Below are 24,721 nucleotides of genomic sequence, written 5' to 3'. Positions count from 1 at the left end.
ACATGCTTGAACTCGATATTTCCGGCTTGGAGATGCGCTTTCCCGGCCTCGACGCGCCGGTGCTTGCGATCGACCGGCTTCACCTTCCTTCCGGCGGGCGCCTCGCGGTGACCGGCGCCTCCGGCTCCGGCAAGAGCACGCTGGTCAATGCCGTGACCGGGCTCGAAACCGCGACGAGCGGCACCGTTTCCTGGGGCGGCACGGATATCACGCGCCTGCCGGTCGGGCGCCGCGATGCCTTTCGCGCTGCGCATATCGGCCTCGTCATGCAGGATTTTCATCTTTTTCCGGGGCTTTCCGCCTTCGAGAATGTCGTGCTGCCGGTCCGGCTCGCCCGCCGCCTCACGCCCGCGGAGCGCGAACGCGCGCTGTTCCTGCTCGAAACCACCGGCATCGCCCGCCCCGACCAGCATATCGAGACGCTGTCGCGCGGCGAGATGCAGCGCGTCGCGGTCGCCCGCGCGCTTCTGTCGAAACCCGGCGTGATCGTCGCGGACGAGCCGACCGCCAGTCTCGACCGCAAGACCGGCGAAGAGGTGGCCGACCTCCTCGTGCGGCTGTCCCGCGAAGAGAAGGCGACGCTCGTCGTCGTGACCCACGATCCGGCGCTGACCGAACGGCTCGACCGGCGCATCGCGCTGGACGGCGGCCGCATCGTCGACGACAGCGGGGAGAAGCTCGCGGCATGATGAACTTCATTCTCGCGGATCTGCGCCGCTTCAAGGGCGGTGCGCTTGCGGTCATCGTGCTGATCGCGCTGTCCGTGGCGCTCAGCGTTGCCGTCACGCTGCAGGAGCGCGCCGTGCGGCTCGGCAGCGCGCGTGCGGCGGAAAAGTTCGACCTCCTCGTCGGCGCAGCCGGCAGCGAGACGCAGCTTGCGCTTTCCGCCGTCTTCCTCCAGCCCTCGCCCTTGCCGCTGATGTCCGGCGCGGTGCTGGCAAAGCTTGCCGCGGATCCACGCGTCGAATTCGCCGCCCCCGTCGGCTTCGGCGATTCCGAGGCCGGCCACCCGGTCGTCGGCACGACGACGGCACTCATCTCCGCCCTGTCGCCGAAACTTGCAGAAGGCGCGCTCTTTGCGCGGCTCGGCGATGCGGTGGTCGGGTCGGACGTGCCCAAGCAGCTTGGTGCCGAGATCAAGCCGATGCACGGCCTTGCCGATATCGGCGGCGAGACCCATACCGAGATCGTCTACAAGGTGAGCGGCCGCATGGCGCCCACGGGCACCGCCTGGGACCGGGCGATCCTCGTGCCGATCCGCGCCGTCTGGCAATTGCACGGCATGGCGGGCGGGCACGATCATGATCACGACCACGCCGGCGAGACGCCGGAGGAGGCCGCTGCGGAAGAGCACGATCACGAGCATGCGCCTGTCGACGCCGATGCCGCCATCGACGAGCTGTTCGACGCCGAGACGCCGGGCCTTCCCGCCGTGCTGGTCAAGCCGAAGACGATCGCCGACGCCTATCGCCTGCGCCAGGAATATCGCGGCGAGACGACGCTCGCCGTCTTTCCCGCCGAGGTGCTGACTCGCCTCTACGCCACGCTGGGCGATGCGCGCAGCCTGCTTCTCGCAATCGCCATCGGCACGCAGGTCATCGTCATCGCCGCCATCCTGCTCGTCACCATCATGCATGTCGGCGCGCGCCAGCGGCAGATCGGCGCGCTCAGGGCCTTCGGTGCGCCGCGGCGCTCGGTGGTGGCCATCGTCTGGGGCGAGCTGCTCCTGCTGTTCCTCGCCGGCTTCGTGCTGGGCATCCTCATCGGCTATGCCGGCGCGCAGCTCATCTCCGCCTCGCTGACCGCCTCAACCGCCGTGCGCATGCCCGTGGAATTCGCACGCGAGGACATGTCGCTCGCGGTCTGGTTCGTCGCGCTGGCGATGCTGGTCTCCATCCTGCCGGCGCTCCTGACACTGCGGCTCAGCCCTGCAAGGGCGCTTAAAGCCTGACGCATCACTAAAGGCACGGCGTTGCAGGCTTTCTCGTCTGACGTGCACCCCATTCCGCACAGAAGATCGCACACGCCGGTGGACGACGCCTGCCCGTCTCGTCCTGGGGCAAGGTCGTGCCGCGCCATCCCCATTCGAGACAATTTTAATAAAAACGGCAGGCTTCCGTTCATCCTTCGCGCACCCTGTCGCCGCCCGCAATCGACGGTAGGTGGGACGTTCGCGATGGCGGGGTAATTTGGCGCCGCTCCATGACGGAGCAGCGATTCGAGGTACCATTCATGCCAATGCAGACAACCAAGCGTCTGACCAACGACCCGACACCCACCCAGCGTCTCGCACGCGCCATCAAGGACATCGACCGGCGGCTGGACTGGGTTCACCTGAACAACCAGCCGGTGCCGATCAACGCCTATCGCGCCCGGCGCATCCTGCACGGAGCACTCGCGCGCTGCCGCGAACGCACCACCATTCTCCCGCCAGCCCGCTGACGGAGATACCGACGACCGGGTGCGCTGCGCCCCAAGCCGTATCCGGTCGCGCGGGGACCCGGTTGAGCGATACGAGGCGCTCCCGGGTCTTCTCCGCCACGAATGCCTCAGTTCTCGAACAGCACGAAGGCGGCCCAGACGAGCGGGTCGCGCGCCGTCGGGATTTTCCCGTCGATGGCGTCGCGCCGCGTGTTGCGCAGCGCCTCTGCAAATGTCTGCCCGCCTTTCAGATGCTCGTAGTAGCGCACCATGAAATCCGCCGTACCGTCGTCAGCGACAGGCCAGAGCGTCAGCAGCGCGCGTTTCGCCCCTGCAAGGCTTGCGGCCGTCGGCAGGCCGCGCACGCCGCCGACGAAAGCCTCGTCGCCGCGGCCTGTTTCGCAGGCCGAGAGCACCAGCAGGTCGAGGCCGGTCAGGTCCCAGCCCATCAGCTCGAAGGCGTAGAGCCGCCCGTCCTTCTCGTCGCGGCGCATGGCGCGCTCATCGCCGGAACGCGCGAGGATGACCTCGCTCTGCCACAGCGTATCGACATTGCTGGCGCCGCCGTTCTTCGGGCTGCCATAGGCCCCATGCGTGGCGAGATGGGCAAGCGTCGCGCCCTTCATGCGCTCGCGAAGCGCGCCTTCGCTCACCCCCGCTCCGGTCATGGTCTCGATCTTAAGGCCGGGGCCGCCGAGGACCTTGCCGATCGCCTCCACCTCGCGCAGCGTGCCCGGCAGCGGCATGGCCCCCGCCTCCTCGCCCTTCGCATAATCGATGCCGCCGGCCAGCACGACGGTGCCTTCCGCGGGCAGCGCGCGGTCCTCGACGGCGCGGTAGAGTGCTTCCGGTTCAGTCAGCAGCCGCAGGGTGAAGCGCTCTTCCAGCAACTTCCCGGCGGGGTCTTCCAGCAGGGAGAAGGGCAAGGCGAACAATTGCCCGTCCGGCACGATGAACACCGTTTTCGCGCTGCTTATGTCGCCTTCGACGGGTGCGATCAGCCGGTCGTAGAGCCGCGCGAACTCGCGCTTGCTCGCCTCAACGAGCAGGCCTCGTCCGTCGCCACCGCTGCGATCGCGCGTCTGGAGGGCCGCGACGACCTCCTGGCCGCTCGACAGCACTTCGCGCGGATCGCCGAGCGCGCGCAGAACCGGCGCCGCGCCGCCGCGCCAGACGATGGCGTAGAGCCTGGAATCCTCGATCGGATCGGCGCTTTCGCGGCCCACCTTCCATTTGCGGGTCACGAAATACTGGACGAGGGCCTGGTCCTTGCCGAGCAGCTCTCCCGGCGTCGGCAGTTTCTGGTTCAGGAGCTTTTCACGGTCCAGCTGGTAGCGTCCGACGATGCGTTCATGCAGTTGCTGTTCCAGCGCCTTGGTGTCCGACAGATAGGCATAGGCTAGATCCTGCTCGACATCGGCGGCAAAGATTTCTCGCGCAATGCGCGACAGGCGGGTGATGCGGTCGAGCAGGCGGGCGGTCTCGGTGTCCCACTTGTCGATCATGCGGCCGAGCTTCAGCACATTGTCTGCGTCCGCCGTGGCGAGCGACGGCCAGCGCCGCGCGGCATCCGCGAAGGCCGGAACGGCCGCGGCATCCTGTTCGGCAAACCGCGCATAATCGTAGAGCATGCCGTCGGCCATTGCCCGCACCGCCTCGCCGACCTCCCGCCCGCCGGCGACCGACACCTGGAGATGCACCCAGCGCAGCATCTCCTCGTCGATCCCGGCAAATTCGCTCGCCGCCGTCACCTTGTCCGTGCCGGCCTTCGCCTTGGCGATCGCGATACGCCCGGCAAAGGCCAGCGGGTGGCCCATGCTCATCTCGCCAGCCGCGATGCTGAAGGCCTGCTGCAAGTGCTTGATCTGCCGGGCCGCATCGCCTCCTTTGGCAACATGATCCGCTATCAGATAGGCCGCCTTCATGCTGAGGATCGCCGGATAGTTGGAATCGGTGATCATCGCCTCGATGCGCTTGGCGGCGGCCGCATCCATCGGCTTGGCGCCCGAAAGAAGGTCAGTGTAGTCGATCCAGGCCTCCATGCCGGCGATCGTCACGGGGTCACCGAGCGCCTTGGAAATATCGAGGCAGAGCGCGAAATAGCGGCGCGCCTCGGCATAATTGCCGAGATCGAGATAGTTCTGCGCCGTGTTGTTGGCGCTGACCAGCGTGTTGAAATGGTTCTGGCCGTAATGGCGGGTGCGGTTCTCCAGTACCTTGAGGTCGTATTCCAGCGCGCGGGACGGCGAGCCCATGCCGCGCAGCAGGTCGGCGAGATTGTTGGCGATGCGCCAGGTCACGGTGTCGTCGTCGCCGAGCGATTTCTGCGCGATCTCGTAATTGCGGCGTTCGAGGTCGATCGCGGTGCCGTATTGCCCGACGTCGGACAGTGCGGTGGCGAGCTTGTCGGTGGCGTGGATCAGCTCGGGCGATTCCGTACCGTAGAAGCGCGCATAGAGATTGGTCGCCATCGTATAGAGCGGCACGAAATGCTGCTCGTTGTCGGGCACCGCGGTGCGGAATTCCGCATAGGCGAGGTAGAAGTCGGCAAGTTCCTTCACCTCGGCGCGGATCGCCGCCGTCTGCTCGGCCGCCTGGAACAGGCCCGCCGCGTCGTCATTGAGCCCGCTCGCCTGGAAGCTACGTCCCGCCTGCGTATAGTGCCGCAGCGTCACGGCATGCAGCTCCGTCTTCGCGGATGCATCGAGTGCTGCGCGCAGTCTCTTGCGGCCATCCTCCAGGCGCCCCGCTTCCAATACGCTGTAGGCGGTGCGCACCCGGGCGTCGATGTCCTGTTCACTGTCCTTGCCGTGGGCCTTGCGGATGCGCTTTTCGTAGAGTTGCATCAGTTCGTCCTGCTTGCCCGTCTCCCCGAGCCGGCCCTTGGCGTCCATCAGCAGCGAAATCAGCAGGTTGGCACGGGTTTCTTCAACCGGATCGAGCACTTTGAGAAGTGCGCGCATGCGCGGATAATATTCAGCGTCGACGCGGGCGGCGTCGCCCATGCGCATGGTGTAATCGGCGGCGGAAACGGCATAGCTCGCCGCAAGCCAGGCCTCCCCCTCGGCCTTGAACGCCGCACTTGCCGCCTCCGCCTTGCGGCGTGCGCCTTCGGCGTCACCGCCATCGAAGAGCGCCTTCATCTCCGCTGCGATCACGTCTGATCGCGCAATGGCCGCCTGCGTCGGCGCCTGCGCGAAAACGGGCGAAGTCAGGAAAACGATGAGGAGGAGGGAAACGACGGGGCGTAGGAAGCGGGAAAAGAACTGCATGAATTGATTTCTCGGAAAATATCGAACTGCATCTAAGACGATCAACATAAAGGGCTTATTTCAAAATCAAGGCCGGGCCGACCATCATGCGTCGATTTAGGGAAATCGCCGGTCTTCATTACCGTGGTTGCGGCAGGTTTCGAGAAAATCGTCCGCCGCGTCCGGCTCGCTTCGATAGCGCTCGAACTCGTCAGCGCTGATGCGGAAATAGGCCTCGTATTCGACCGCACGGTTGAAGCCGCTCACCGGCGTCGAAAGAAAATAGACGCCGGTTTCCTCCTCCAGCCCCAGGCTGAAGCGATGGGCGCGAAAGACGACGATGTCGACGAACCGGTGCGGCATCCCTGCTCCATGATGGTTGGCGCCGCCTGCCGTCCGGGCAAGCAGCCGTAAAGGATAACGCGGCTCGCCTGAAAAAGAAGGGCCGCGCGGCCGAAGGTTCCGCCCACCTCATCCGTTGAAGAGAGAGCCAGTCAGGAATCCCTCTTGAAAGCACCAATGAAGTGCTTTATATATTTAAGCATGGCAACGAAGTTCACATCCAGTCTCAGGCTCGTCCTCCAACCCACGCCCGACATGCGTCAGGCGCTGTCGGAGACGCTTGCCGCCTACCAGCAGGCCATGGCGATCCTCGACAGGACGCCGGGCGCCAATGTCGTGACGCTGCACCAGGCGGCCTATGAGCAGATCCGCACGGTGACGGGCCTTCCCGCCCGCCTGGTGACGCTCGCGCTGCGCGATCACGGCCGGCGAAAGCCCGGGGAGATCGTCGCGGATATCCCGCTCGACTCGAAGCTTTTCGCCGTGAAAGGCCCGGACAGCGTCAGTATCGCCACGCTCAACGGCCGGATCGTGCTGCCCTATGCGGCGAGCGGCTACCAGGAAGGCTGGGCGGATTTTGCCGAGGCAAGGTTGGTCTTTGCCGGCACGTCCATCTGTCTCTACGCCGGCATCCATGCCGGCGTTCACCCGAAAAAGGAGGCTTCCATGTCCAATGAAGGTATTCTTGCCCGCCTCGGGCGCGTCATCGCCGGTGTCGTCAACAATGCGGTGGATGCCGCCGAAACCTCGAACCCGGTCGCAGTCGCCCAGCAGGCCGTGCGGGAAATCGGCGCCATCGCGGAGGAGGCACGCGCCGCTCTCGGCGTCGCCATGGCGGCCGGCCACCGGCTGAAGGCCAAGGCCGACGACCTCGACGCGGAAATCAGCGACCTCGACGAGAAGATCAAGGTGGGGCTGGAAAACGGCCGCGAAGATCTCGCCCGCGCCGCCACCGGCGTGCAGATCGACCTGGAAGCCCAGCGCGATGCGCTGTCGAAGGCCATCCTCGAAAATGCCGGCGAGATCGCCGATGCCGAGGCGACGCTGCGCAGCATTTCCTCCGCTCGCGCCGACGCGATGAAGCGGCTGGAGGACGCCAAGCGTGCCGAGCGCACCGTGCCGGCAGCCGCGACCCCTTCCCAGCGCAACGACCAGCGCCTCGCCGATGCGCTCCAGGCCGTCGAGCGCGTCACGGGCGTTCCCTCGAAGCCGGCCATGGAAGGCACGGCGGAGGTCGAGGAACTCGGCCGCCTGCAACGCCAGAAGGCGATCGAGGCGCGCCTTTCCGCCTTCAAGCACGGTGAGCGCTGATGGATTCCATCGTCCATCCGGGCACCGCGCCTTTCTGGATCGCGCTTCTGACGGTGGCGGGCCTCGGCATCGTCGAGCTCGTCTCGGTCCTGCTCGGGGCGTCCGCCTCGGGCCTGATCGACGACGGCTTCGACCTGAACGGGCCGGGCGACGTGGAGCACGGCCTGCTCGGCGGGTGGATGTCCTGGCTCAACGCCGGCGGCGTGCCGATCCTCGTGCTCGCCGTCATCCTGCTCTCGGCCTTTGCGGCCGCCGGCTTTGCCCTACAGGGCTTCATTTCGCAATTCCGCGAGCCGCTTCCGCTCTATGCGGCGGTCACCGGCGCGCTCGCCATCGCCATTCCCGTCACCCGCTGGTCGAGCCGGGGGCTCGCAAAGATCATCCCGCGCGACGAGACCAGCGTGCAGGAACAGGCCGATTTCATCGGCCTTACAGGAACCGTGACACTCGGGCCGCTCGACCAGGGCCATCCGGGCACGGTGCGCATCAAGGACCGCTATGACAACATCCATACGCTACGCGCCCAGGCCGTGCCGGGGCATGTGATCGAGACGGGCGCATCCGTGCTGATCGTCGATGGGGCAAACGGCCTTTTCCAGGCCATCCCTGCGCCGGCGGCACTGGGGGACGACCTTTATTCCAACAACGGAGGGTAAACGAACATGGACTTCCTCTCGGTAGGAATCATCGCCGGGGTCATCGTGACGGCTATCGTCGTCATCGGCATCATCATGACCTCGCTCTATACCCGCGCCACGCGCGACAAGGCCTATGTACGAACCGGCCTCGGCGGCAAGAAGGTCGTGCTCGATGGCGGATCGATCATCCTGCCGATCTTCCACTCCTATTCCTGGGTGTCGCTCAGCACGCTGCGTCTCGAAGTCAAGCGCGCGGAAAACGAATCGCTCATCACCAAGGACCGCATGCGCGCCGACATCACCGCGGAATTCTACGTCCGCGTGAAGCCGGATGGGGACAACATCGCGCTCGCCGCCCAGACGCTCGGCGACCGAACCAACGATGCGGACGCGCTCAAAGCACTTGTCGAGGCGAAATTCGTCGACGGCCTGCGCTCTGTGGCCGCAACCATGTCGCTGCGCGACCTGCAGGAGCAGCGCGCGGAATTCGTCAAATCGGTACAGGCCGCCGTCGCGCATGACCTGCAATCGAACGGGCTGGAGCTGGAATCGGTGTCGCTGACCCGCCTCGACCAGACGGACATCAAGCATTTCAACCCGAACAACACGTTCGACGCTGAGGGCCTGACCGCGCTCACCAAGATCACCGAGGAGCGCAAGCGCGAACGCAACCAGATCGTGCGCGACAACGAGGTGGAGATCGCCACCAAGGACCGCGAAGCCTCGCTCCGCCGCCTGACGATCGAGCGCGAACAGCGCGACGCCGAACTGTCGCAGGAACGCGATATCGCCAACAAGACGGCCGAGACCCGCGCGGAAGCGGCAAGGGCCGAACAGCTTGCGCGCCTGAGCGAAGAAACCGCCCGCCTCGACACCGAAAAGGGCATTGCCGAGCGCGACTCCCAGGCGCGCCAGGCCAAGGAAACCGCCCGCATTGACGCAGAACGCGGCATTGCCGAGCGGGAAGCCGAAGCCCGTCGGGTGACGGAAACCGCCCGTATCGACGCCGCGATCGCCGTCGCGGAGAAGAGCGAACAGGAGCAGGCTGCGCGTGCCAAGGCGGACGAAGCCAAGGCCTCGGCCATCACCGCCGAGGAACAGGTGACGACCGCACGCGAAGTCGAGATCGCCGAGCGCGCCAAGCGCATCGCCGTGCTCGATGCGCGCAAGGAAGCCGAACAGGCAGCGACCGCCATCACCGTGAAGGCGGAAGCAGAGCGGCAGGCGGCGGAAAACCTCGCGGCCGCGATCAAGATCCAGGCCCAGGCCGATGCGGAAGCCGCCAAGATCAAGGCGACCGGCGTCATCGAACTCGGCCAGGCCGAAGCCCAGGCGGAACGCGCGCTCAACGAAGCCCGCAACGCCCTGTCGCCCGCCATCGTCGAATTCGAGCTGGCGCGGGCACGCATCGCCATCATCCCGCAAGCGCTGGAACAGGCGATGAAGCCGATCGAAAAGATTTCCGACATCCGCATCTTCAGCGCCGGCGGCCTTGCAGGCGCGCTGGGCGGCAATGGCGGCGACGGCGCAGGCAATCCGGTCGGCGACCTCAGCAGCCAGCTTTTGAACTTCACCGCCCAGAAACCCATCCTCGACGAGATCCTCGCGCAGGCGGGCTTCAAGGGGGCGGACCCGACCCAGGCCCTGCTCGGCGCCGCCATCGGCAACCCCGCGGCAAGGACACTCAATGGAAGTGCCCGGGTCCAGGCTGACGATGCGGATTGAGCATCCCGAACAATGCAAGGCCGCCGGCTAAAACCCGGCGGCCTTGCCATTTCCGGACAGGACGAAGGAGACAGGCCATGCCAGCCACCCTTTCCATCGCTCGCCTCGGCGCAGCCCTTCTGACCTTCGCGCTAATGGCGACATCCGCTTTCGCACAGGCAACGGACCGGCTCGGCGTGCCCGGACCGATCGATTTCGAGGGCGAGGCCTTTGTGCTCGCCTGGAGTTCGCAACCCTCCAAAACCTACATCAAGCAGGAATACCTTCCGGCCGACCAGAGCGCCGAACGATACGACCAGATGGTGCTGGTCGAGACGGTCACCAGCGGCATCGCCGTCATGGATGCCGTTCGCGCGCAGGTCGACATGCTGAAGCAGCGCAAGGCGACCGACCCGCTCGTCAACATGGAGGTGATCCAGAACGAAGCGGCCGGCGAGGCCTTGCTGGATTTCATTGTCAGCAGCAAGGACGCCAACGGGCAATATATCGTCGAGTGGAACGCCTACCGCTATGCCCGCTACAGCGATGCCGGCGGCAACAGGGGCGTCATGCTGCTCGGCGTCAGCCGGCGCGCCTATGGCAATGACGCCGCAAAGAGCCTGCTGACCCAGTTGAAGGGACTGCGGCCCGGCCGGATCAAGACGCTGACGCAAGTGCGTCTCCCCCGGCCGGCGCCCTGAAACGTCACGCCTCGTCGAGCGCCAGCGTCAGGTCGGCGATCAGGTCGTCGGGATGCTCGATGCCGATCGACAGCCGGATCGTCGATTCCAGCACGCCGATGCGCTGGCGCACCTCCAGCGGCACGCCGGAATGGGTCATCGTTGCCGGATGGGAGGCAAGTGATTCCGTTCCGCCGAGGCTGACGGCGAGCTTGAAGATCTTCAGCGCGTTGAGGAACTTGAACGACGCCGGCTGGCCGCCCTTGATGTCGAAGGAGAAGGTCGATCCGGCACCGCCGCACTGGGCGGAGAAGGTGCGGCCGATGGGCGAGTCCGGCGCGTTGTACGGCAGGTAGTGGATGCGTTCGACCTTGGGATGCTCGCGCAGGAAATCGGCGACGGCCTTCGCATTGTTGTTGGCCCGCTCCATGCGGAGTTGCAGCGTCTCCAGCGAGCGGCCGAGCATCCAGCAGGAATGCGGATCGAGCTGCGTGCCGATCGCGCCACGCAGCGCCTTGATCTGCTTCATCACCGCCTTGCGGCCGAGCGCCGCCCCGGCGATCAGGTCGGAATGGCCGCCGACATATTTCGTCAGCGAGTAGAGTGAAATATCCGCGCCGTGTTCGAGCGGCCGCTGGAAGACCGGCCCCAGCAGCGTGTTGTCGCAGGCGATGAGCGGCGTGTGGCCCTGCTTCTCACCGATCGCATCCGCGATGCGGCGGATCATCGCGACATCGACGATGCTATTGGTCGGGTTGGCCGGCGTTTCAATCAGGATGACCGAGACGCGGCCCTTGGCCACCGCTTCGTCCGCCGCCGCCTTCACCGAGGCTTCGTCGACCCCGTCGGCAAAACCCACGGCCGAGACGCCGAGATTGAGGAACGTCTTGGCGAGCAGTGTTTCCGTGCCGCCATAGAGCGGCTGGGAATGCAGCACCGTATCGCCCGGCCGAACGAAAGCGAGCAGCGTCGTCGCGATGGCCGACATGCCGGACGAGAACAGCGCGCAGCTCTCCGTGCGCTCATAGACCGCCAGGCGATCCTCAACGATCTCGCTGTTGGGATGATTGAAGCGCGAATACACGAGGCCGGCGCCCCTGCCCTCCGGCGGCTCCTTACGACCGGACACATAGTCGAAGAAATCCCGGCCATCCTCCGCCGACGCAAAGACGAAGGTGGACGTCAGGAAAACCGGCGGCTTGACGGCCCCTTCGGAGAGTTCGGGGTCGTAGCCATAGTTCAGCATCTGCGTTTCGGGATGCAGGGCGTGGTTGCCGATATGGGTTCTGGAGGGGTGCGGCGCAGTCATCAGACGTCTCCCTTGATGAGTCACGGGCTGTGCGTCGCAAGTTACACCAGATACGGGTGGCCTGGTCCTGTTATTTGGCGCGCGCCTCCCTGGGTGCGAAAACATCGGCATAGGGCGTCTCCGGCCGACGCCTGAAAGGTTCCGGCGCGCTTTCGCCCGGCGTGACCGGAATGCCGACCTCGGCAAAGTAGATTTCGAGGCCGTTCGGCTGGATGAACCAAAGCCACCGCAAGTCGGCCTCGCCAGTGTTGACGAAGGAATGGCGGCGGTTGGCGCCGACGACGATCGTCGTTCCAGGCACGATCGTGTGCTCCTCGCCATCGAGGATCGCCACGCCGGAGCCGGCGAGAAAATGCAAGAATTCATCGTGATCGGGATGGGCATGCTCCGGCACGCGTGAACCCGGCGGGATGCATTGCTCGCCGAAACTGTAGGGCGTGCGCAGCGCCACATCCTCCGGCGTCACGCGGATATCGACCGAGCCGTTCGCCGGCGACGGCTGCCAGAGTCGCCGCCCGCCCTCCGGGCCGACCACGAGGATGCCGGGCCTGTCGGACGTCATCGTCGGCCTCAATGCGATTGCCGGATCATGTCGGCGGCCTTTTCGCCGATCATCATCGAGGGCGCGTTGGTATTACCGCTGAGCAAGACCGGCATGATCGAGGAATCGGCGACGCGGAGCCCTTCCACGCCGCGCACCCGAAGCTGCGGATCGACGACGGAGGTCTCGTCGATGCCCATCTTGCAGGTGCCGACGGGGTGGTAATCGCAGCAGGCATACTGGCGCACATAGGCCATGATTTCCTCCTTCGTCTTCGCGTCCGGCCCCGGCAAGCGCTCGATCTTGATATATTTCGCGATGTCGGGCTGGGAGAGGATTTCGCGGGTCGTCTCGATCGATTTCAGCGACATGGTCCGGTCGTATTCCGCGCCGTGATAATTCGGATCGATCAGCGGCTCGTCTTCCGGCCGCGCTGAGGCGAGCTTGATCGAGCCAATACTTTGCGGGCGCAGGAACGTGGTGTTGACGGTAAAGCCATGGCCGTCGAGCTGCGTCTGCCCGCCGCGCACCACCATGGCCGGCGCGACATGGATCTGCATGTCCGGCCGGCCATTGCCCTCGCTGGAGGCAAAACCGCCGCCCTCGACGATGACAGAGGCTGCCGGGCCATTGCGATAGAGCAGCCAGCGGATGCCGTGCAGGATCGCCTTCGGGTAACGGTCCTGACCGTCATAGCTGATAGGTTCCTTGAGCGTGACGTGCACGTTGGAGCAAAGGTGGTCCTGAAGGTTCTTTCCGACGCCCTTGAGGTCGACCTGCGGCTTGATGCCGAGCGGCTTCAGCTCGTCGGCATCACCGAGACCGGAGAGCATCAGCAGGCGCGGCGAGTTGAGCGCGCCGCTGGTGACGATGACCTCGCGGTCCGCGCGAAAAATCTGGACGGAGCGGCCCTGCGCGACCTCCAGCCCCACGGCGCGCGTACCCTCCATGACGATGCGGATGGCGCGGGCACCCGTCATCACGGTGAGGTTCTTGCGCGAACGCACGGGGTGCAGGTAGGAGACGGCGGAGCTGCGTCGGCGGCCACCCCGGCAGGTGACCTGGTAGAGGCCGGCACCATGCTGCGTCTCGCCGTTGAAATCTGGATTGTAGGGCAGGCCCCAGCGCTGGCAGGCGCGCACGAAGGCCTTGGACAATTCGTGCGGATTGACCTGGTCCGACACCCAGAGCGGACCACCCTGCCCGTGATATTCGCTGACCAGCCGCTCATTGTCTTCCGACTTGCGGAAATAGGGCAGCACATCCTCATAGCTCCAGCCGTCATTGCCGAGAGCCGCCCAGTTGTCGTAGTCCTCCCGCTGGCCGCGGATGTAGATCATCGCGTTGATCGAGCTGGAACCACCGAGCGTCTTGCCCTGCGGATACCAGATCTCGCGATTGTCGAGGTTCTTCTGCGGCACCGTCTTGAACCGCCAGTTGACGCCCGGCCCGAACAGCTTGCCGATGCCGCCCGGAATATGGATCATCGGGTTCCAGTCCCGGCTGCCGGCTTCGAGCAGCAGCACCTTCACGGACGGATCTTCGGTCAGCCGATTGGCGATGACGCAGCCCGCCGAGCCGGCGCCCGAAATGATATAGTCGAATGTCTGCATTCCATCCTCCCGATCCGCCTCGGGACCCCTATCTGCCCTGGAACTTCGGCTTGCGCTTTTCCGCAAATGCCCGAAGTCCTTCCATCCTGTCTTCGGTATCGAACGCCTCGACCGTCAGCGCGTGCTCGACGCGCAGCCCGTCCGCCAGCGAATGTTCATCCGCCGCCTTCACCGCCCTTTTTGCATAGGGCGTGATCGCGACGGACTGTGCGGCAATCGCCGAAGCTATCTCCAGTGCTCTCTCTGCAAGCGCCTCCAGCGGCATGATTTCGCTGACTAATCCCTTGCGCTCGGCAAGTGCCGCATCGACCATCTGGCCGGTCAACACCATCTGCATGGCAAAGCTCCGGCCGACCAGCCGCGGCAGCCTCTGCGTGCCGCCGTCGCCAGGAAAGGACCCGATGTTGATTTCCGGCGTCGCGAATTTTGCCGTGTCGGCCGCGAGGATGATGTCGCAGAGCAGCGCCAGTTCAAGACCGCCGCCCAGTGCAAAACCATTTACCGCCGCGATGATCGGCTTCGGGAAATCCTGGATCTCCGCCCACCGCGCCAGACGCTCGGGATCGGCATAGGAGGCGACGCCGCGCTCCAGCATGTCCGAAATGTCCGCGCCGGCCGAAAAGGCACGCCCGGCTCCCGTCAGGATGACGCAGCCTATGCCGGCGTCCTCCCGTGCATCGCGGAGCAGGCCGGTGAGTTCGCCGAGGAGGTCCTTGGAAAGGGCGTTCAGCTTGTCCGGCCTGTTCAGCGTGAGGCGCAGCACGCCGGGTGCCGGCCGTTCGCCGAGCACGAGTACAGTCATGTTTCAGGCAACCTTCTTGTAGAGCGTTTCCGCAGTCAGGCCCGCGCGGGTGAGGCACTGCCGGATCTTTTCGATCTCGGCCGGTGTCGGCTTCATCAGCGGCGGGCGAACATGAGCCTCGTCCCAGCGGCCGAGAATGACAAGGGCCTCTTTCATGCGGTTGTGCATGTCGAGCAGCGGATGGTCATAGAAGGCGCGCACGGTCGGGTAGATCCGGTCGTTGATCGCCTTGGCGGCATGGAGATCGCCGGCCTGCACCGCGCGGAAGAGCGCCACCTGAAGGTTGGCAATCACCGAGCCGGCACCGGACAAGAGCCCATCGCAGCCGAGCGCCAGCGATCCGAGCAGCCAGGAGCTGTGCGTCGTCAGCGTGTTTACCGGGCGATCCAGCGCCTTCAGCTCGCGGATCTGCCGTTCATGCAGATTGCCATCGCCGCAATTGTCCTTGATCGCCTTGATCGAGGGGAACTGGTTGCACAGCTCCAGCAGCGTCGGCAGCGGATAGGCGAGATTGGAATTCAGCGGAAACTGGTAGTGGATGATCGGCAGGTCGGATGCATCGGTGATGCGCTTGAAATGTTCGCGCGCCATTTCCGGGCGCAGATGGCCACCGAGCACCATGACCTCCGGCGGGAAGACCAAGAGCCCGTTTGCGCCCTCGTCCTGCGCCTTGCGGGCGATGCGCGCGGCTTCCAGCGTGGAGTTGGTATAGACGGCGACGATCGTCGGCACCCGCTCTTCCAGAACCTCCTTGGTGACGGCGATCGCGCGGTATTGCTCCTCGATCGTCAGCGAGGCCACCTCGGCGGCGTGGCCGTTGATGGTGATCGCGCTGATGCCCTCCACACCGGCAACGTCGGCGAGGTGCTTGCGATATGCCTTCTCATCCACCGCGAGGTCGGCGGTGAACGGCATGAGCACGGCGGGGATCACGCCTCTGGGATTATCGTAGTGACGAACGGATGCCATCTTTCTTCCTTCCATGGAACCGCACGGGCCGCGCCTTGCGACGCGGCCCGGCGCTTATGTTGCTAGATGCCCTTGCCGAGGAACTGGTCGACATTGGCGCTGGTGACTTCGACGGTCGGCAGGATGATTTCCTTGTCGACGGCCTCGCCCTTGGCGATCTTGTGTGCGGTCTGGATGCCTTCCGGCGCGCAGAACGGGTAGATGAAGCAGGCCGACATCTTGCCGTCCTTGATCGCCTGGAAGGCCGTGTTCTGGCCGTCCATGCCGATGACCTTGACGCCTTCGAGGCGACCGGCGGCTTCCAGCACTTGCACCGCGCCGAGCGCCATCTCGTCATTGTGCGCATAGATCGCCTGGATCTCGCCCGGCTTGAAGCGCTGGACCATGTCCTCCATGAACTTCACGGCCTTGTCGCGCGTGTAGTCGCAGTTCTGCTCGGCGATCACCTTGAAGGCAGCATTGCCCTCGATGACGCTCTTGAAGCCGTTGTGGCGGTCGTTCGTCGCCGAGGCGCCGGCCGTGCCCTGCAACTCGATGATGCCGCCGCCATTCGGCAGCGCGTTGATCAGGAATTTGCCGGCACCCTCGCCGAGCGGCAGGTTGAGGCCGCCGAGATGGCAGGTGACATCCGTATTGACCTTGCGGTCGAGGGTCAGCACCGGAATGCCGGCCGCCATGGCATCGCGCACCACGGGCGTCAGCGCCTGTTCGGTGAGCGGCGAGATGACGAGGACCTGGATGCCCTGCGCGATCAGGCTTTCGACGTCCGCCACCTGCTTTGCGGCGTCATTGTTGCCGTCGGTGACGATCAGTTCGAGGTCGGAGTAGTTCTCCTTGGCATATTGCCGGTTCACCTCGACCATGGCGATGCGCCACGGATGGTTCATCGTGCCCTGGCTGAAACCGACCTTGATCGTGCCCTCGGCAAAGGCACTGCGGAACGGCAGCCCCACGGTGCCGGCAGCGGCGGCGATGGCGGCCGAAAGTGTCAGGAACTGTCTGCGACTGGTGTTCATTGTATTACTCCTCCCGTTGATGAACATTGCTCATGGATCCCGGCGCCCCCGGCGCCCGCGGAATGTCAGGCCTTCTGGCGATGGCGGTAGACCTCGAACATCACGGCGGCGATGATGATCGCGCCTTTGACGATCTGCTGGGTGAAGGGCGAAATTCCCAGAAGATTGAGGATATTGGCGATGACGGCGATGATGGCAGCACCAATGACCGTGCCGACCACGCCGCCCTCGCCGCCGAACAGGCTGGTGCCGCCGATGACGACGATGGCGATGGCTTCGAGTTCGAGATTGCTGCCGGCGGTCGGTTCACCGACGGTGAGGCGCGAAACGGTGATCAGTGCAGTGACGGCGGCCAGCATGCCGGAGATGACATAGACCGACATCAGCACCGCACCGACACGGATGCCGGCAAGGCGGGCGGCCTCCGCATTCGAGCCGACCGCATAGACCTGGCGACCGAAGGCGGTGGAGCGCAGTACGACAAAGGCGACGAGTGCCACGAAGGCAAAGATCCAGATCGGCACCGGAATGCCGAGCAGGAAGCCGCCGCCGAGGAAATAGAAGGCATCGGTCGCCTCGCCCAGCATCTGCGGCTCGCCATTGGCGATGGTCATCGCGATGCCGCGGCCCATGACGAGCGTGCCGAGCGTCATGATGAAGGGCGGCATGCCGCAGAGCACGATGCCCGCGCCATTGAAGGCGCCGAAGAGCATGCCGAGCACCAGCGCGATGCCCATCACCACCGGAATGGAAAAGCCCGCCGACAGCAGCATGGCCGTGGAGACCGCAACGACGCCGACGATGGAGCCGACGGAGAGATCGATGCCGCGCGTCAGGATGACGAAGGTCATGCCGATGCTTACGATGCCGAAGAGCGCGACCTGCCGCCCGACATTCATCATGTTGCCGAACTGGAAGAAGCTCGGCGAGAGATAGACGGCCACGGCGCAGAGCGCCACGAGCACCCAGAACAGCCCGAGGCTTTGCAGCACCGTCACGATGCGCGAGAAGCCGCCGGGCGCCAGTCCCATTTCCTGCCGCGTTGCCATGTCAGCCATTCCTTCTTCCTCCCTGCGGGGTGCTTGTCGGCTCTATGGGCATCCGCTCGCCCATCAGCCAGTCCACGGCGACGGCAAGCCCACCCGCGTCACAGGACGGGGCGACGAAATCCGCGATGCGCTTCACTTCATCGATGCCGTTTTCGACCGTCAGCCGCGTGCCGGCCCAGTGCAGCATGTCGAGATCGTTCTCCGCGTCACCGGCCGCAGCCGTGGACGCCTGATCGGCACCGAGATGCCGGGCGACCCATTCGACGGCGGCGCGTTTCGAAACACCTTGCGGCCCGATCTCAAGCAGGCGCGGATGCGAGCCCGCCACGGCAAGGCTGTCGAAAAACCGCAGCCGCATTGCGGCAAATCCGGTGTCGTCGTCGGGGTCGGCGCGGACGCACATGATCTTGCCCGGCTCGCCGGGCAGGTCTGCGAGGCCATCGACAACGCGCAGGTTTTCGCCGGTGATCTTCGCCTCGCGCAATGCGAGGGGATGCTCGCCAGTCGTGCTGACGCCGCCTGCGCCGTACCAGAGCGCGACCACGCCGATCTCCTGCGCAGCCGCCATCACTGCGAGCGCATCGTCGCGCGGAACCGGCGTGCTGACATGCGCTTCGCCTGTGTCGAGATCGCCGATCCAGCCGCCGTTGAAGCAGATGGCAAGGCCCGTCGCGCCGAGACGTTCGGCATAGGGCCGCACCGCCTCCGGCGACCGCGCGGTGGCAAGCACCACCTGCACGCCCGCCGCCCGCAGCCGCGCGAGCGCGCTGGCAACGTCGTCCCGCAGGACGTAGTCGTGCGTCAGCAGCGTTCGGTCGACATCGGAGACGAGGAGGGTGATCGGCGCCATGCTCAGCTCCCGAAAACCGGCTGGCGCGGGCCGGTGTGCAGGAAGAGCGTCTTGAGCTGCGTGAATTCCTCGAAGCCGGCCTGACCCATCTCGTAGCCGAAGCCGGAGCCCTTGACGCCGGTCAGCGGCAATTGAGGCGCGCCATCGATGATGGTGTTGGCCTGCACCCAGCCGCTCTTCAGCCGCTTGGAGACGGTCATGACGGTGTCGATGTTCTTCGACCAGACATAGTTCGACAGGCCGTATTGGCTGTCATTGGCAAGGCGGATCACCTCGTCCAGCGTGTCGAAACGCGTGACGCTCAGCACGGGGCCGAAGATTTCCTCCTGGAAGATCGTCATCGACGGCGTCACATGGTCGAACACGGTCGGCTGCACGTAGTGGCCAGCGCCAAGCTTGGCCGCCTCCCCGCCCGTCAGCAGTTTCGCGCCTTCGGCCACGCCGGATTTCACGAAATCCAGCACCTTGCCAAAATGGTTCTCGTCGATCATCGCGCCGATATCGGTCTTGTCGTCGAAAGGGTCGCCGACCTTCAATTCCGAAGCACGGCGGGCGACGCGGGCGATGAATTCATCCGCGACAGCGGACTGCACAAAGAGCCGCGAGCCCGAGACGCAGCATTCGCCATTGTTGAAGAACACGCCCATCAGCGCGCCGTCCACGGCGGCGTCGAGGTCCGCATCGGCAAAGACGATGTTGGCCGACTTGCCGCCGAGCTCCATGGAGGTCTTGACGATGTTCTTTGCCGAACTTTCGATGACGTTGCGGCCGACGCGGGTGGAGCCGGTGAACGAGATGAAGTCCACGCCCGGATGATCGGTCAGCCGCTGCCCGACGACGGCGCCCTTGCCGCTCACCACGTTGAAGACGCCATCCGGCAGGCCCGCCTTCGAGGCGAGTGCGGCGATTTCCAGCGTGCTGCCGGAGGTGAATTCCGAAGGCTTCACCACCACCGTGCAGCCGGCGGCAAGCGCAAACGGCACCTTCTGCATGAGGATCAGGACCGGGAAATTCCACGGCGTGACGAGGCCAACCACGCCAACCGGCTCGCGCATGATGAGCGCGGTGCGGTCGCGGCCGAGATTGGTGTAGGTCGTGCCGGCCATCTGCATGCCGAGCGAGGCGGCATAGCGCGTGAGCCCGACCGCACCATTGATATCGCCGCGAGCAAAGCGGATCGGCTTGCCGGTCTCCTCGACCTCGATGCGCACGAGCTGCTCGAAATTCTCCTGGATCAGGTCAGCGAGCCGGTTGAGGACTTCGGCGCGCTCCATGCCGCTCAGCTCCGACCAGACGCCGCTTTCGAAAGCGTTGCGTGCGGCATCGACGGCGCGGTCGATATCGGCCGGTGTGCCGCTCGCATAGCGGGCCACCACTTCGCCGCTCGCAGGCGAGCGCCGCTCGACCGTTTCGCCGTTCCAGGCCTCGAAGGCGCCGGCGATATAGTGGCTGTAATCACGAACCGTCATGTCATTCTCCTCAATTCCAGACCGCGTGGGCCATCAGCGTTTCCTCGCTGGCGCTTTTGCCGTCGACGATCGCCGACACCTCGCCCTGCCGCATCACCATGATGCGATCGCAGAGCCCGAGGACCTCCGGCAGTTCCGACGACACCATCACCACGGCGGCGCCCATATCCTTGGTGAGCCGCACGAGCAGATCGTAGATTTCCCGCTTGGCGGCGACATCGACGCCGCGGGTCGGCTCGTCGACGAGCAGGATCTGCGTGCCTGCGCTGAGCTGCCGGGCAATGCCGCATTTCTGCTGGTTGCCGCCGGAAAGGGTTCGCACCCGAGTGGCGTCCGAGGGGGTCTTGATGCGCATCTGCCGGATATATTCGGCGACCTTGGCGCGCTCCTCGCCCGCCTTCAGGAACCCACCGGACGCAAGCGCACCGAGCGACGAGATGGTGACGTTGAAGGCCACGGACTGGTCGAGGAACAGCCCTTCCGTCTTGCGGTCTTCCGGCAACAGGCCGATGCCATTGGCAAGCGCCGTGCGCGGGCTGTTCACCGACAGCGCCTTACCATCGACGCGGATCTCGCCGCTGTCGATGCGGTCGGCGCCGGCAACCGCGCGCAGCACCTCGGTACGCCCCGAACCCGCCAGCCCGCAAATGCCGAAAATCTCGCCTTGCCGCACGTCGAAGCTGATGTCCTTCAGTACGCCCTTTCGGTTGAGCCCGGAGACAGCCAGTCGGATGTCGTCGCGCGGGGTCCCGCGTTCGGGAAAAATGTCGTTCATCTCGCGCCCGACCATCTGGCGGATCAGGCTTTCCGTCGTGGTGCCGGCGATCGGCGTACTGGAGATCACCTGCCCGTCGCGCAGCACCGTGACGTCGTCGCAGATCTCGTAAAGCTCCTTCAGCCGGTGCGAGATGTAGATGAAGGACACGCCCTGCTCGCGGCTGAGCCGCCGGATCATGGCGAAGAGATTAACGAGTTCGCTGTCGCCCAGCACGGCGGAGGGCTCGTCGAGCACGACGATGCGGGCATGGCGCGAGATCGCCTTGGCGATCTCCACCATCTGGCGCTGCGCGACGCTGAGCTTATCGATGCGCGCCGCCGGATTGACGTTGAAATTGAGGTCCTGCAGCACGGCCCGCGCATCCGCCCGCGCCTTGCGCCAATTGACGAGGCCGAGCGCGTTTTTCGGCAGCCGGCCGAGGAAGATATTTTCGGCGACCGTCAGGTGCGGCGTCTGGGCGAGTTCCTGGTAGATAACGGCGACGCCGAGTTCCAGCATGCGTTCCGGCGTCGGGTTGTCGATTTCTGCACCATCGATGGCGACCGAGCCTTCGCTCGCGCGATGCGCGCCGGAGAGGATGCGCATCAGCGTGGACTTGCCGGCACCGTTCTCACCGATCAGCCCATGCACGCTGCCGCGCCGGACGGAAAAGCTGACATCCTTCAGGGCATAGACGCCGGGGAACCGCTTGTGGATCCCCTTCATCTCCAGGATCGGAGCCATCATGTCCTCTCTCCTATCATCCGTGAAATCGTTTTCTCAACCAGCCGAAAGCTAAAGCCGCGGGATCTGCATGCCGCCGCCTATGTTGTAGACATCGCCCGTGCTGAACGGCATGCCGCCGGTCACCAGCGTCGCGATGCCGCGCGCAATGTCCTCCGGTTGGCCCCAGCGGCGGATCGCCGAGAGCGTGCCGTTCTCGATGCCGTCGCTGTAGCGTTCCACCACGTCGGCTGTCATGTCGGTGCGGATGAGGCCGGGGCGGATCTCGTAGACGCCGATGCCGTGCTCCGCGAGCCGCAGCGCGAACTGCTGCGAGGCCATCGACAGACCGGCCTTCGAGATGCAGTACGGCCCCTTTTCCGGCGAGACGAGATGGGCGTTCGCCGAAGTGATGAAGACGATGGACCGGTGTTCCGGCGGCTGGGCCCGCTCGACCATGCGCCGCGCCACCGCCTGGGTGAAGAAAAAGGTGCCGCGCAGGTTGACGTTCAGCAGCCGGTCGAAGCTTTCCTCCGATACATCCAAGAGATCACCGCGCTCGGAAACCTGCACGCCGGCATTGTTCACCAGGCAGTCGATCGGCCCGAGATCGGCCTCGATCGCCGCCATGACCTTGGTGAAATCCTGCGTGCGCGAAATATCCATCTCGTAGAAGCCGGCCTTGCCGCCCAGCCCCGTCACGCCCTCGACCGTCTCCTCCGCACCGTCGCGGGAAATATCGATGACCGCGATGTCGTAACCAGCCTCAGCCAGCGCCGCGCAGATCGCCCGGCCGATGCCACGCCGCGCGCCGGTGACGACGGCGACGCCGCGCTTGGCCGTGGCGGGGCGCTCCGGCAACGGCAGCCCCGTCTTGTCGAGCCTCAACCCAGCCATCACGCCGCTCCCTTCTTTGCCGCATCCGCCGCGACCACGGCGCGGTTTGCGATCAGCCCTTCGATCTCGGCCTTGCTGTAGTCATGCTCGGCGAGGATTTCGCGCGTGTGCTCGCCGATATCGAGCGCCAGCACGCGCAGCTCCGGCACCTTGCCGTCGTAGCGGTTCGGGTGGTTGACGAGGTGGATTTTCCGCCCGCGCACATCGACCTCGCGGAAGACCTCGGCATGCTTCAACTGCGGATCGTCGAGCAGCTGGTCGTAATAGTTGACCGGCGCCCACCAGACATTGAACCGGTCGAAACGCTCGCCGAGTTCCTCCATCGTGAAATTCGGCGTGGCTTCCGCCAGAAGCCGCGCGAAAGCGTCGCGCTCCTCGTAGCGGTCCTTGCCGGCCAGCGCGCGAAGCCCGTCACTGTCGACGGCATCCGCCAGGTTTTCGGTTTCGCAGAGCGACACGACGATATGGCCGTCGGACGCCGGGTAGACGCCATAGGGAGCCTGGTGGAACCAGGTGGCAAGATTGCGCTCGCGCTTCAAAGCCTTGCGCTCGATATCGCCAGCCAGCCAGTTGACCAGCGGCTCGCCCTGAAGATCGATGCCGGCATTAAGCAGGCTGCCCTCGACACGCGTGCCTTTGCCGTCGCGCAGGCGGCGGACGAGCGCACCAAGAATGCCCATGGCGAGCAGCGCGCCGCCATGCTGATCAACGACCGCCGCACCTACCGGGGTCGGCCCGCCCTGCGGCGTCCCGGTGACGCCGATAAGGCCGGCGCGAGCCTGGACCAGCAGATCCTGCCCCGGCTTCTGCGCCAGCGGACCGGTGGAGCCGAAGCCGCTTGCGGAGGCGAAGATCAGCGCCGGATTGAGTTCCTTCAACCGCGCATCGTCGAAACCGAGCCGGGAAAAGACGCCGGGGCGAAAATTCTCCAGCACCACGTCGGCACCGGCGATCAGCTTTGCCGCGACAGCCTTGCCCTCTTCGCTCTTCAGGTCGATGGCGATGGAGCGCTTGTTGCGGTTGGCGCAGAGATAGAAGCCGCTGACGCCCTCCACATAGACATCGGCGCCCGACCATTGCCGCTCATAGGCGCCGGTCAGCGGCTCGACCTTGATGACGTCGGCGCCCATGTCGGCGAGATATTGGTCTGCGGCCGGCCCCTGCAGGAAATGGCAGAAGCTGACGACCCTGATACCGTCAAGAAGCATGGTTCCTCCCAAACTTTCGTGAAATCGATTTCACATTTTTCCATTTCTCTGTCAACTGGCTTTCCTGAATATTCTTCAAAGCTTGCATTTTCAGCAGAGACATTTGATAAATCGATTTCACGAATCCGGAGGCCACATCCCGTGAACACAGAAACAGATCGCCTGGACGCAAAGCTGGTCGACGTGGCGAAGCGGGCAGGCTGTTCCCCCGCGACGGTCTCTCGCGTGCTCAACAACAATCCGAAGGTGGGGCTCGGCGTGCGCGAGCGCGTGCTGAAGGCCGCCACCGACCTCGGCTACGTGCCGAACGGCTCGGCGCGCGCACTGCGCTCCACGCGCACCCGCCTCGTCGGCGCGATCATCCCGACGCTCGACCACGCAATCTACGCCACCATGGTCAACAGCCTCCAGACCCGGCTTTCTGAGCGGGACGTATCGATCATCATCAGCACCTCGTTCTACGATGTCGACATGGAGCTCGAGCAGGCGCGGCTTCTGGTCGAGCGCGGCGTCGAGGCGATCGTGCTGGTCGGCTCAACGCACCGGCCAGAAACGCTCGCCATGCTGGAGCAGCGCAACATTCCTTACGTCTACACCTACACGTCCGATGCCACGGCGGTCGGCGCGGCGATCGGCTTCGACAATGTGAAGGCGGGTCGCATGGCGGCGCGCTACCTGCTCGACCTCGGCCATAAACGCATCGCCATGATCGCCGGCATCACCCGCGACAACGACCGCGCCGCCTCGCGTCGCAACGGCTTCCTCGAGGAACTCGTCAAGAGCGGGCTTGGGAAAGCGGAGATTCCGGTCGTCGAATCCGCCTACAAGATCGAGGGTGGGCGTGCCGGCATGCAGGCGCTGATGGCCGCGGAACAGCCGCCGAGCGCCATCTTCTGCGGCAGCGACATTATCGCTGCCGGCGCCATCAAATATTGCCACGACAAGGGCCTGAGCGTGCCGCGCGACGTCTCGATCCTCGGTTTCGACAATCTGGAAATCGCCGAACTGACGACGCCGGACCTCACCACCGTCGAGGTGCCCGCCCGCGAGATGGGCACGATTGCCGGCGATTACCTTCTCGCCACCCCCGCCCAGCGTGAGCACATGCGCCAGCGCGAACTGCCGCTGCGGCTGGTCGTGCGCGCCAGCACCGCACCCATCGCCCGCTAAG

Annotated in this window: 22 protein-coding genes; 8 read left to right on the top strand and 14 right to left on the bottom strand. The window is 65.2% G+C overall.

What is annotated here, in order from left to right:
• Positions 1–2 precede the first annotated feature (2 nt).
• From J2Y63_RS03270 to J2Y63_RS03260, 3 genes are all read left to right on the top strand, one after another.
• The gene (locus J2Y63_RS03270; RefSeq protein ID WP_435265033.1) at positions 3–689 is read left to right on the top strand and encodes an ABC transporter ATP-binding protein; all 687 of its coding nucleotides are present in this window, start codon (positions 3–5) and stop codon (positions 687–689) included.
• Complete coding sequence (locus J2Y63_RS03265) at positions 686–1,951, top strand: ABC transporter permease (RefSeq protein WP_435264906.1); 1,266 nt, start codon at positions 686–688, stop codon at positions 1,949–1,951. Before J2Y63_RS03270 ends, J2Y63_RS03265 begins: the two co-directional genes overlap by 4 nt.
• 281 nt (positions 1,952–2,232) lie before the next feature.
• Entirely contained in the window at positions 2,233–2,442 is a 210-nt protein-coding gene (locus J2Y63_RS03260) for a hypothetical protein (protein WP_435264905.1), read from the top strand.
• A 107-nt stretch (positions 2,443–2,549) separates the two neighbouring features.
• Here J2Y63_RS03260 and J2Y63_RS03255 read toward each other — a convergent pair whose 3' ends face one another.
• Together J2Y63_RS03255 and J2Y63_RS03250 are read right to left on the bottom strand one after the other, a co-directional pair.
• On the bottom strand, positions 2,550–5,693 hold the full coding sequence (locus tag J2Y63_RS03255; protein WP_435264904.1) for a CHAT domain-containing protein: 3,144 nt from the start codon (positions 5,691–5,693) through the stop codon (positions 2,550–2,552).
• Between the two features lie 96 nt (positions 5,694–5,789).
• Positions 5,790–6,035 (bottom strand): hypothetical protein, encoded by a 246-nt coding sequence (locus tag J2Y63_RS03250; RefSeq protein WP_435264903.1) that lies wholly within the window; start codon positions 6,033–6,035, stop codon positions 5,790–5,792.
• A 180-nt stretch (positions 6,036–6,215) separates the two neighbouring features.
• Between J2Y63_RS03250 and J2Y63_RS03245 the strand changes: the two genes are divergently transcribed.
• The 4 genes from J2Y63_RS03245 (at position 6,216) to J2Y63_RS03230 (ending at position 10,368) form a co-directional block, all read left to right on the top strand.
• A complete protein-coding gene (locus J2Y63_RS03245) occupies positions 6,216–7,325 on the top strand; it encodes a PspA/IM30 family protein (protein WP_435264902.1) in 1,110 nt (369 codons plus the stop codon).
• Complete coding sequence (locus tag J2Y63_RS03240) at positions 7,325–7,981, top strand: OB-fold-containig protein (RefSeq protein WP_435264901.1); 657 nt, start codon at positions 7,325–7,327, stop codon at positions 7,979–7,981. Before J2Y63_RS03245 ends, J2Y63_RS03240 begins: the two co-directional genes overlap by 1 nt.
• 6 nt (positions 7,982–7,987) lie before the next feature.
• Positions 7,988–9,688: a flotillin family protein gene (locus J2Y63_RS03235; protein WP_435264900.1), complete on the top strand. Its 1,701-nt coding sequence runs from the start codon at positions 7,988–7,990 to the stop codon at positions 9,686–9,688.
• Positions 9,689–9,765: 77 nt separating this feature from the next.
• Complete coding sequence (locus J2Y63_RS03230; RefSeq protein WP_435264899.1) at positions 9,766–10,368, top strand: hypothetical protein; 603 nt, start codon at positions 9,766–9,768, stop codon at positions 10,366–10,368.
• A gap of 4 nt (positions 10,369–10,372) precedes the next feature.
• Here J2Y63_RS03230 and J2Y63_RS03225 read toward each other — a convergent pair whose 3' ends face one another.
• The 12 genes from J2Y63_RS03225 to J2Y63_RS03170 form a co-directional block, all read right to left on the bottom strand.
• Positions 10,373–11,656 (bottom strand): cystathionine gamma-synthase family protein, encoded by a 1,284-nt coding sequence (locus J2Y63_RS03225; protein ID WP_435264898.1) that lies wholly within the window; start codon positions 11,654–11,656, stop codon positions 10,373–10,375.
• Positions 11,657–11,726: 70 nt separating this feature from the next.
• On the bottom strand, positions 11,727–12,218 hold the full coding sequence (locus J2Y63_RS03220; protein WP_435264897.1) for a cupin domain-containing protein: 492 nt from the start codon (positions 12,216–12,218) through the stop codon (positions 11,727–11,729).
• 8 nt (positions 12,219–12,226) lie between these two features.
• A complete protein-coding gene (locus tag J2Y63_RS03215; protein ID WP_435264896.1) occupies positions 12,227–13,810 on the bottom strand; it encodes a GMC family oxidoreductase in 1,584 nt (527 codons plus the stop codon).
• A gap of 28 nt (positions 13,811–13,838) precedes the next feature.
• Complete coding sequence (locus J2Y63_RS03210; protein ID WP_435264895.1) at positions 13,839–14,612, bottom strand: enoyl-CoA hydratase-related protein; 774 nt, start codon at positions 14,610–14,612, stop codon at positions 13,839–13,841.
• A gap of 3 nt (positions 14,613–14,615) precedes the next feature.
• The gene (locus J2Y63_RS03205; protein ID WP_435264894.1) at positions 14,616–15,581 is read right to left on the bottom strand and encodes a dihydrodipicolinate synthase family protein; all 966 of its coding nucleotides are present in this window, start codon (positions 15,579–15,581) and stop codon (positions 14,616–14,618) included.
• Between the two features lie 62 nt (positions 15,582–15,643).
• Positions 15,644–16,597, bottom strand: a complete 954-nt coding sequence (locus J2Y63_RS03200) for a substrate-binding domain-containing protein (RefSeq protein WP_435264893.1) — start codon at positions 16,595–16,597, stop codon at positions 15,644–15,646.
• A 65-nt stretch (positions 16,598–16,662) separates the two neighbouring features.
• A complete protein-coding gene (locus J2Y63_RS03195; RefSeq protein WP_256114587.1) occupies positions 16,663–17,655 on the bottom strand; it encodes an ABC transporter permease in 993 nt (330 codons plus the stop codon).
• Complete coding sequence (locus tag J2Y63_RS03190) at positions 17,648–18,496, bottom strand: Cof-type HAD-IIB family hydrolase (RefSeq protein WP_435264892.1); 849 nt, start codon at positions 18,494–18,496, stop codon at positions 17,648–17,650. The genes J2Y63_RS03195 and J2Y63_RS03190 overlap by 8 nt, the downstream gene beginning before the upstream one ends.
• Before the next feature lie 2 nt (positions 18,497–18,498).
• Positions 18,499–19,965, bottom strand: a complete 1,467-nt coding sequence (locus tag J2Y63_RS03185; RefSeq protein ID WP_435264891.1) for an aldehyde dehydrogenase family protein — start codon at positions 19,963–19,965, stop codon at positions 18,499–18,501.
• A gap of 10 nt (positions 19,966–19,975) precedes the next feature.
• On the bottom strand, positions 19,976–21,469 hold the full coding sequence (locus tag J2Y63_RS03180) for a sugar ABC transporter ATP-binding protein (protein WP_435264890.1): 1,494 nt from the start codon (positions 21,467–21,469) through the stop codon (positions 19,976–19,978).
• Between the two features lie 48 nt (positions 21,470–21,517).
• Entirely contained in the window at positions 21,518–22,342 is an 825-nt protein-coding gene (locus J2Y63_RS03175; RefSeq protein ID WP_435264889.1) for a 3-ketoacyl-ACP reductase, read from the bottom strand.
• The gene (locus tag J2Y63_RS03170) at positions 22,342–23,550 is read right to left on the bottom strand and encodes a CaiB/BaiF CoA transferase family protein (RefSeq protein WP_435264888.1); all 1,209 of its coding nucleotides are present in this window, start codon (positions 23,548–23,550) and stop codon (positions 22,342–22,344) included. The genes J2Y63_RS03175 and J2Y63_RS03170 overlap by 1 nt, the downstream gene beginning before the upstream one ends.
• A gap of 141 nt (positions 23,551–23,691) precedes the next feature.
• Between J2Y63_RS03170 and J2Y63_RS03165 the strand changes: the two genes are divergently transcribed.
• Positions 23,692–24,720: a LacI family DNA-binding transcriptional regulator gene (locus J2Y63_RS03165; protein WP_435264887.1), complete on the top strand. Its 1,029-nt coding sequence runs from the start codon at positions 23,692–23,694 to the stop codon at positions 24,718–24,720.
• Position 24,721 lies beyond the last annotated feature (1 nt).

It is taken from the genome of Shinella sp. BE166, assembly GCF_051201095.1.
GTDB lineage: Bacteria > Pseudomonadota > Alphaproteobacteria > Rhizobiales > Rhizobiaceae > Shinella > Shinella lacus.
The sequence above is the reverse complement of the archived record's forward strand: the minus strand, read 5'-3'. Positions and strand labels throughout refer to the sequence as shown.

Coding starts and splice junctions, on each gene's coding strand:
- J2Y63_RS03270 (WP_435265033.1), top strand. CDS start 3: ATGCTTGAACTCGATATTTCCGGCTTGGAGATGCGCTTTCCCGGCCTC.
- J2Y63_RS03265 (WP_435264906.1), top strand. CDS start 686: ATGATGAACTTCATTCTCGCGGATCTGCGCCGCTTCAAGGGCGGTGCG.
- J2Y63_RS03260 (WP_435264905.1), top strand. CDS start 2,233: ATGCCAATGCAGACAACCAAGCGTCTGACCAACGACCCGACACCCACC.
- J2Y63_RS03255 (WP_435264904.1), bottom strand. CDS start 5,693: ATGCAGTTCTTTTCCCGCTTCCTACGCCCCGTCGTTTCCCTCCTCCTC.
- J2Y63_RS03250 (WP_435264903.1), bottom strand. CDS start 6,035: ATGCCGCACCGGTTCGTCGACATCGTCGTCTTTCGCGCCCATCGCTTC.
- J2Y63_RS03245 (WP_435264902.1), top strand. CDS start 6,216: ATGGCAACGAAGTTCACATCCAGTCTCAGGCTCGTCCTCCAACCCACG.
- J2Y63_RS03240 (WP_435264901.1), top strand. CDS start 7,325: ATGGATTCCATCGTCCATCCGGGCACCGCGCCTTTCTGGATCGCGCTT.
- J2Y63_RS03235 (WP_435264900.1), top strand. CDS start 7,988: ATGGACTTCCTCTCGGTAGGAATCATCGCCGGGGTCATCGTGACGGCT.
- J2Y63_RS03230 (WP_435264899.1), top strand. CDS start 9,766: ATGCCAGCCACCCTTTCCATCGCTCGCCTCGGCGCAGCCCTTCTGACC.
- J2Y63_RS03225 (WP_435264898.1), bottom strand. CDS start 11,656: ATGACTGCGCCGCACCCCTCCAGAACCCATATCGGCAACCACGCCCTG.
- J2Y63_RS03220 (WP_435264897.1), bottom strand. CDS start 12,218: ATGACGTCCGACAGGCCCGGCATCCTCGTGGTCGGCCCGGAGGGCGGG.
- J2Y63_RS03215 (WP_435264896.1), bottom strand. CDS start 13,810: ATGCAGACATTCGACTATATCATTTCGGGCGCCGGCTCGGCGGGCTGC.
- J2Y63_RS03210 (WP_435264895.1), bottom strand. CDS start 14,612: ATGACTGTACTCGTGCTCGGCGAACGGCCGGCACCCGGCGTGCTGCGC.
- J2Y63_RS03205 (WP_435264894.1), bottom strand. CDS start 15,581: ATGGCATCCGTTCGTCACTACGATAATCCCAGAGGCGTGATCCCCGCC.
- J2Y63_RS03200 (WP_435264893.1), bottom strand. CDS start 16,597: ATGAACACCAGTCGCAGACAGTTCCTGACACTTTCGGCCGCCATCGCC.
- J2Y63_RS03195 (WP_256114587.1), bottom strand. CDS start 17,655: ATGGCTGACATGGCAACGCGGCAGGAAATGGGACTGGCGCCCGGCGGC.
- J2Y63_RS03190 (WP_435264892.1), bottom strand. CDS start 18,496: ATGGCGCCGATCACCCTCCTCGTCTCCGATGTCGACCGAACGCTGCTG.
- J2Y63_RS03185 (WP_435264891.1), bottom strand. CDS start 19,965: ATGACGGTTCGTGATTACAGCCACTATATCGCCGGCGCCTTCGAGGCC.
- J2Y63_RS03180 (WP_435264890.1), bottom strand. CDS start 21,469: ATGATGGCTCCGATCCTGGAGATGAAGGGGATCCACAAGCGGTTCCCC.
- J2Y63_RS03175 (WP_435264889.1), bottom strand. CDS start 22,342: ATGGCTGGGTTGAGGCTCGACAAGACGGGGCTGCCGTTGCCGGAGCGC.
- J2Y63_RS03170 (WP_435264888.1), bottom strand. CDS start 23,550: ATGCTTCTTGACGGTATCAGGGTCGTCAGCTTCTGCCATTTCCTGCAG.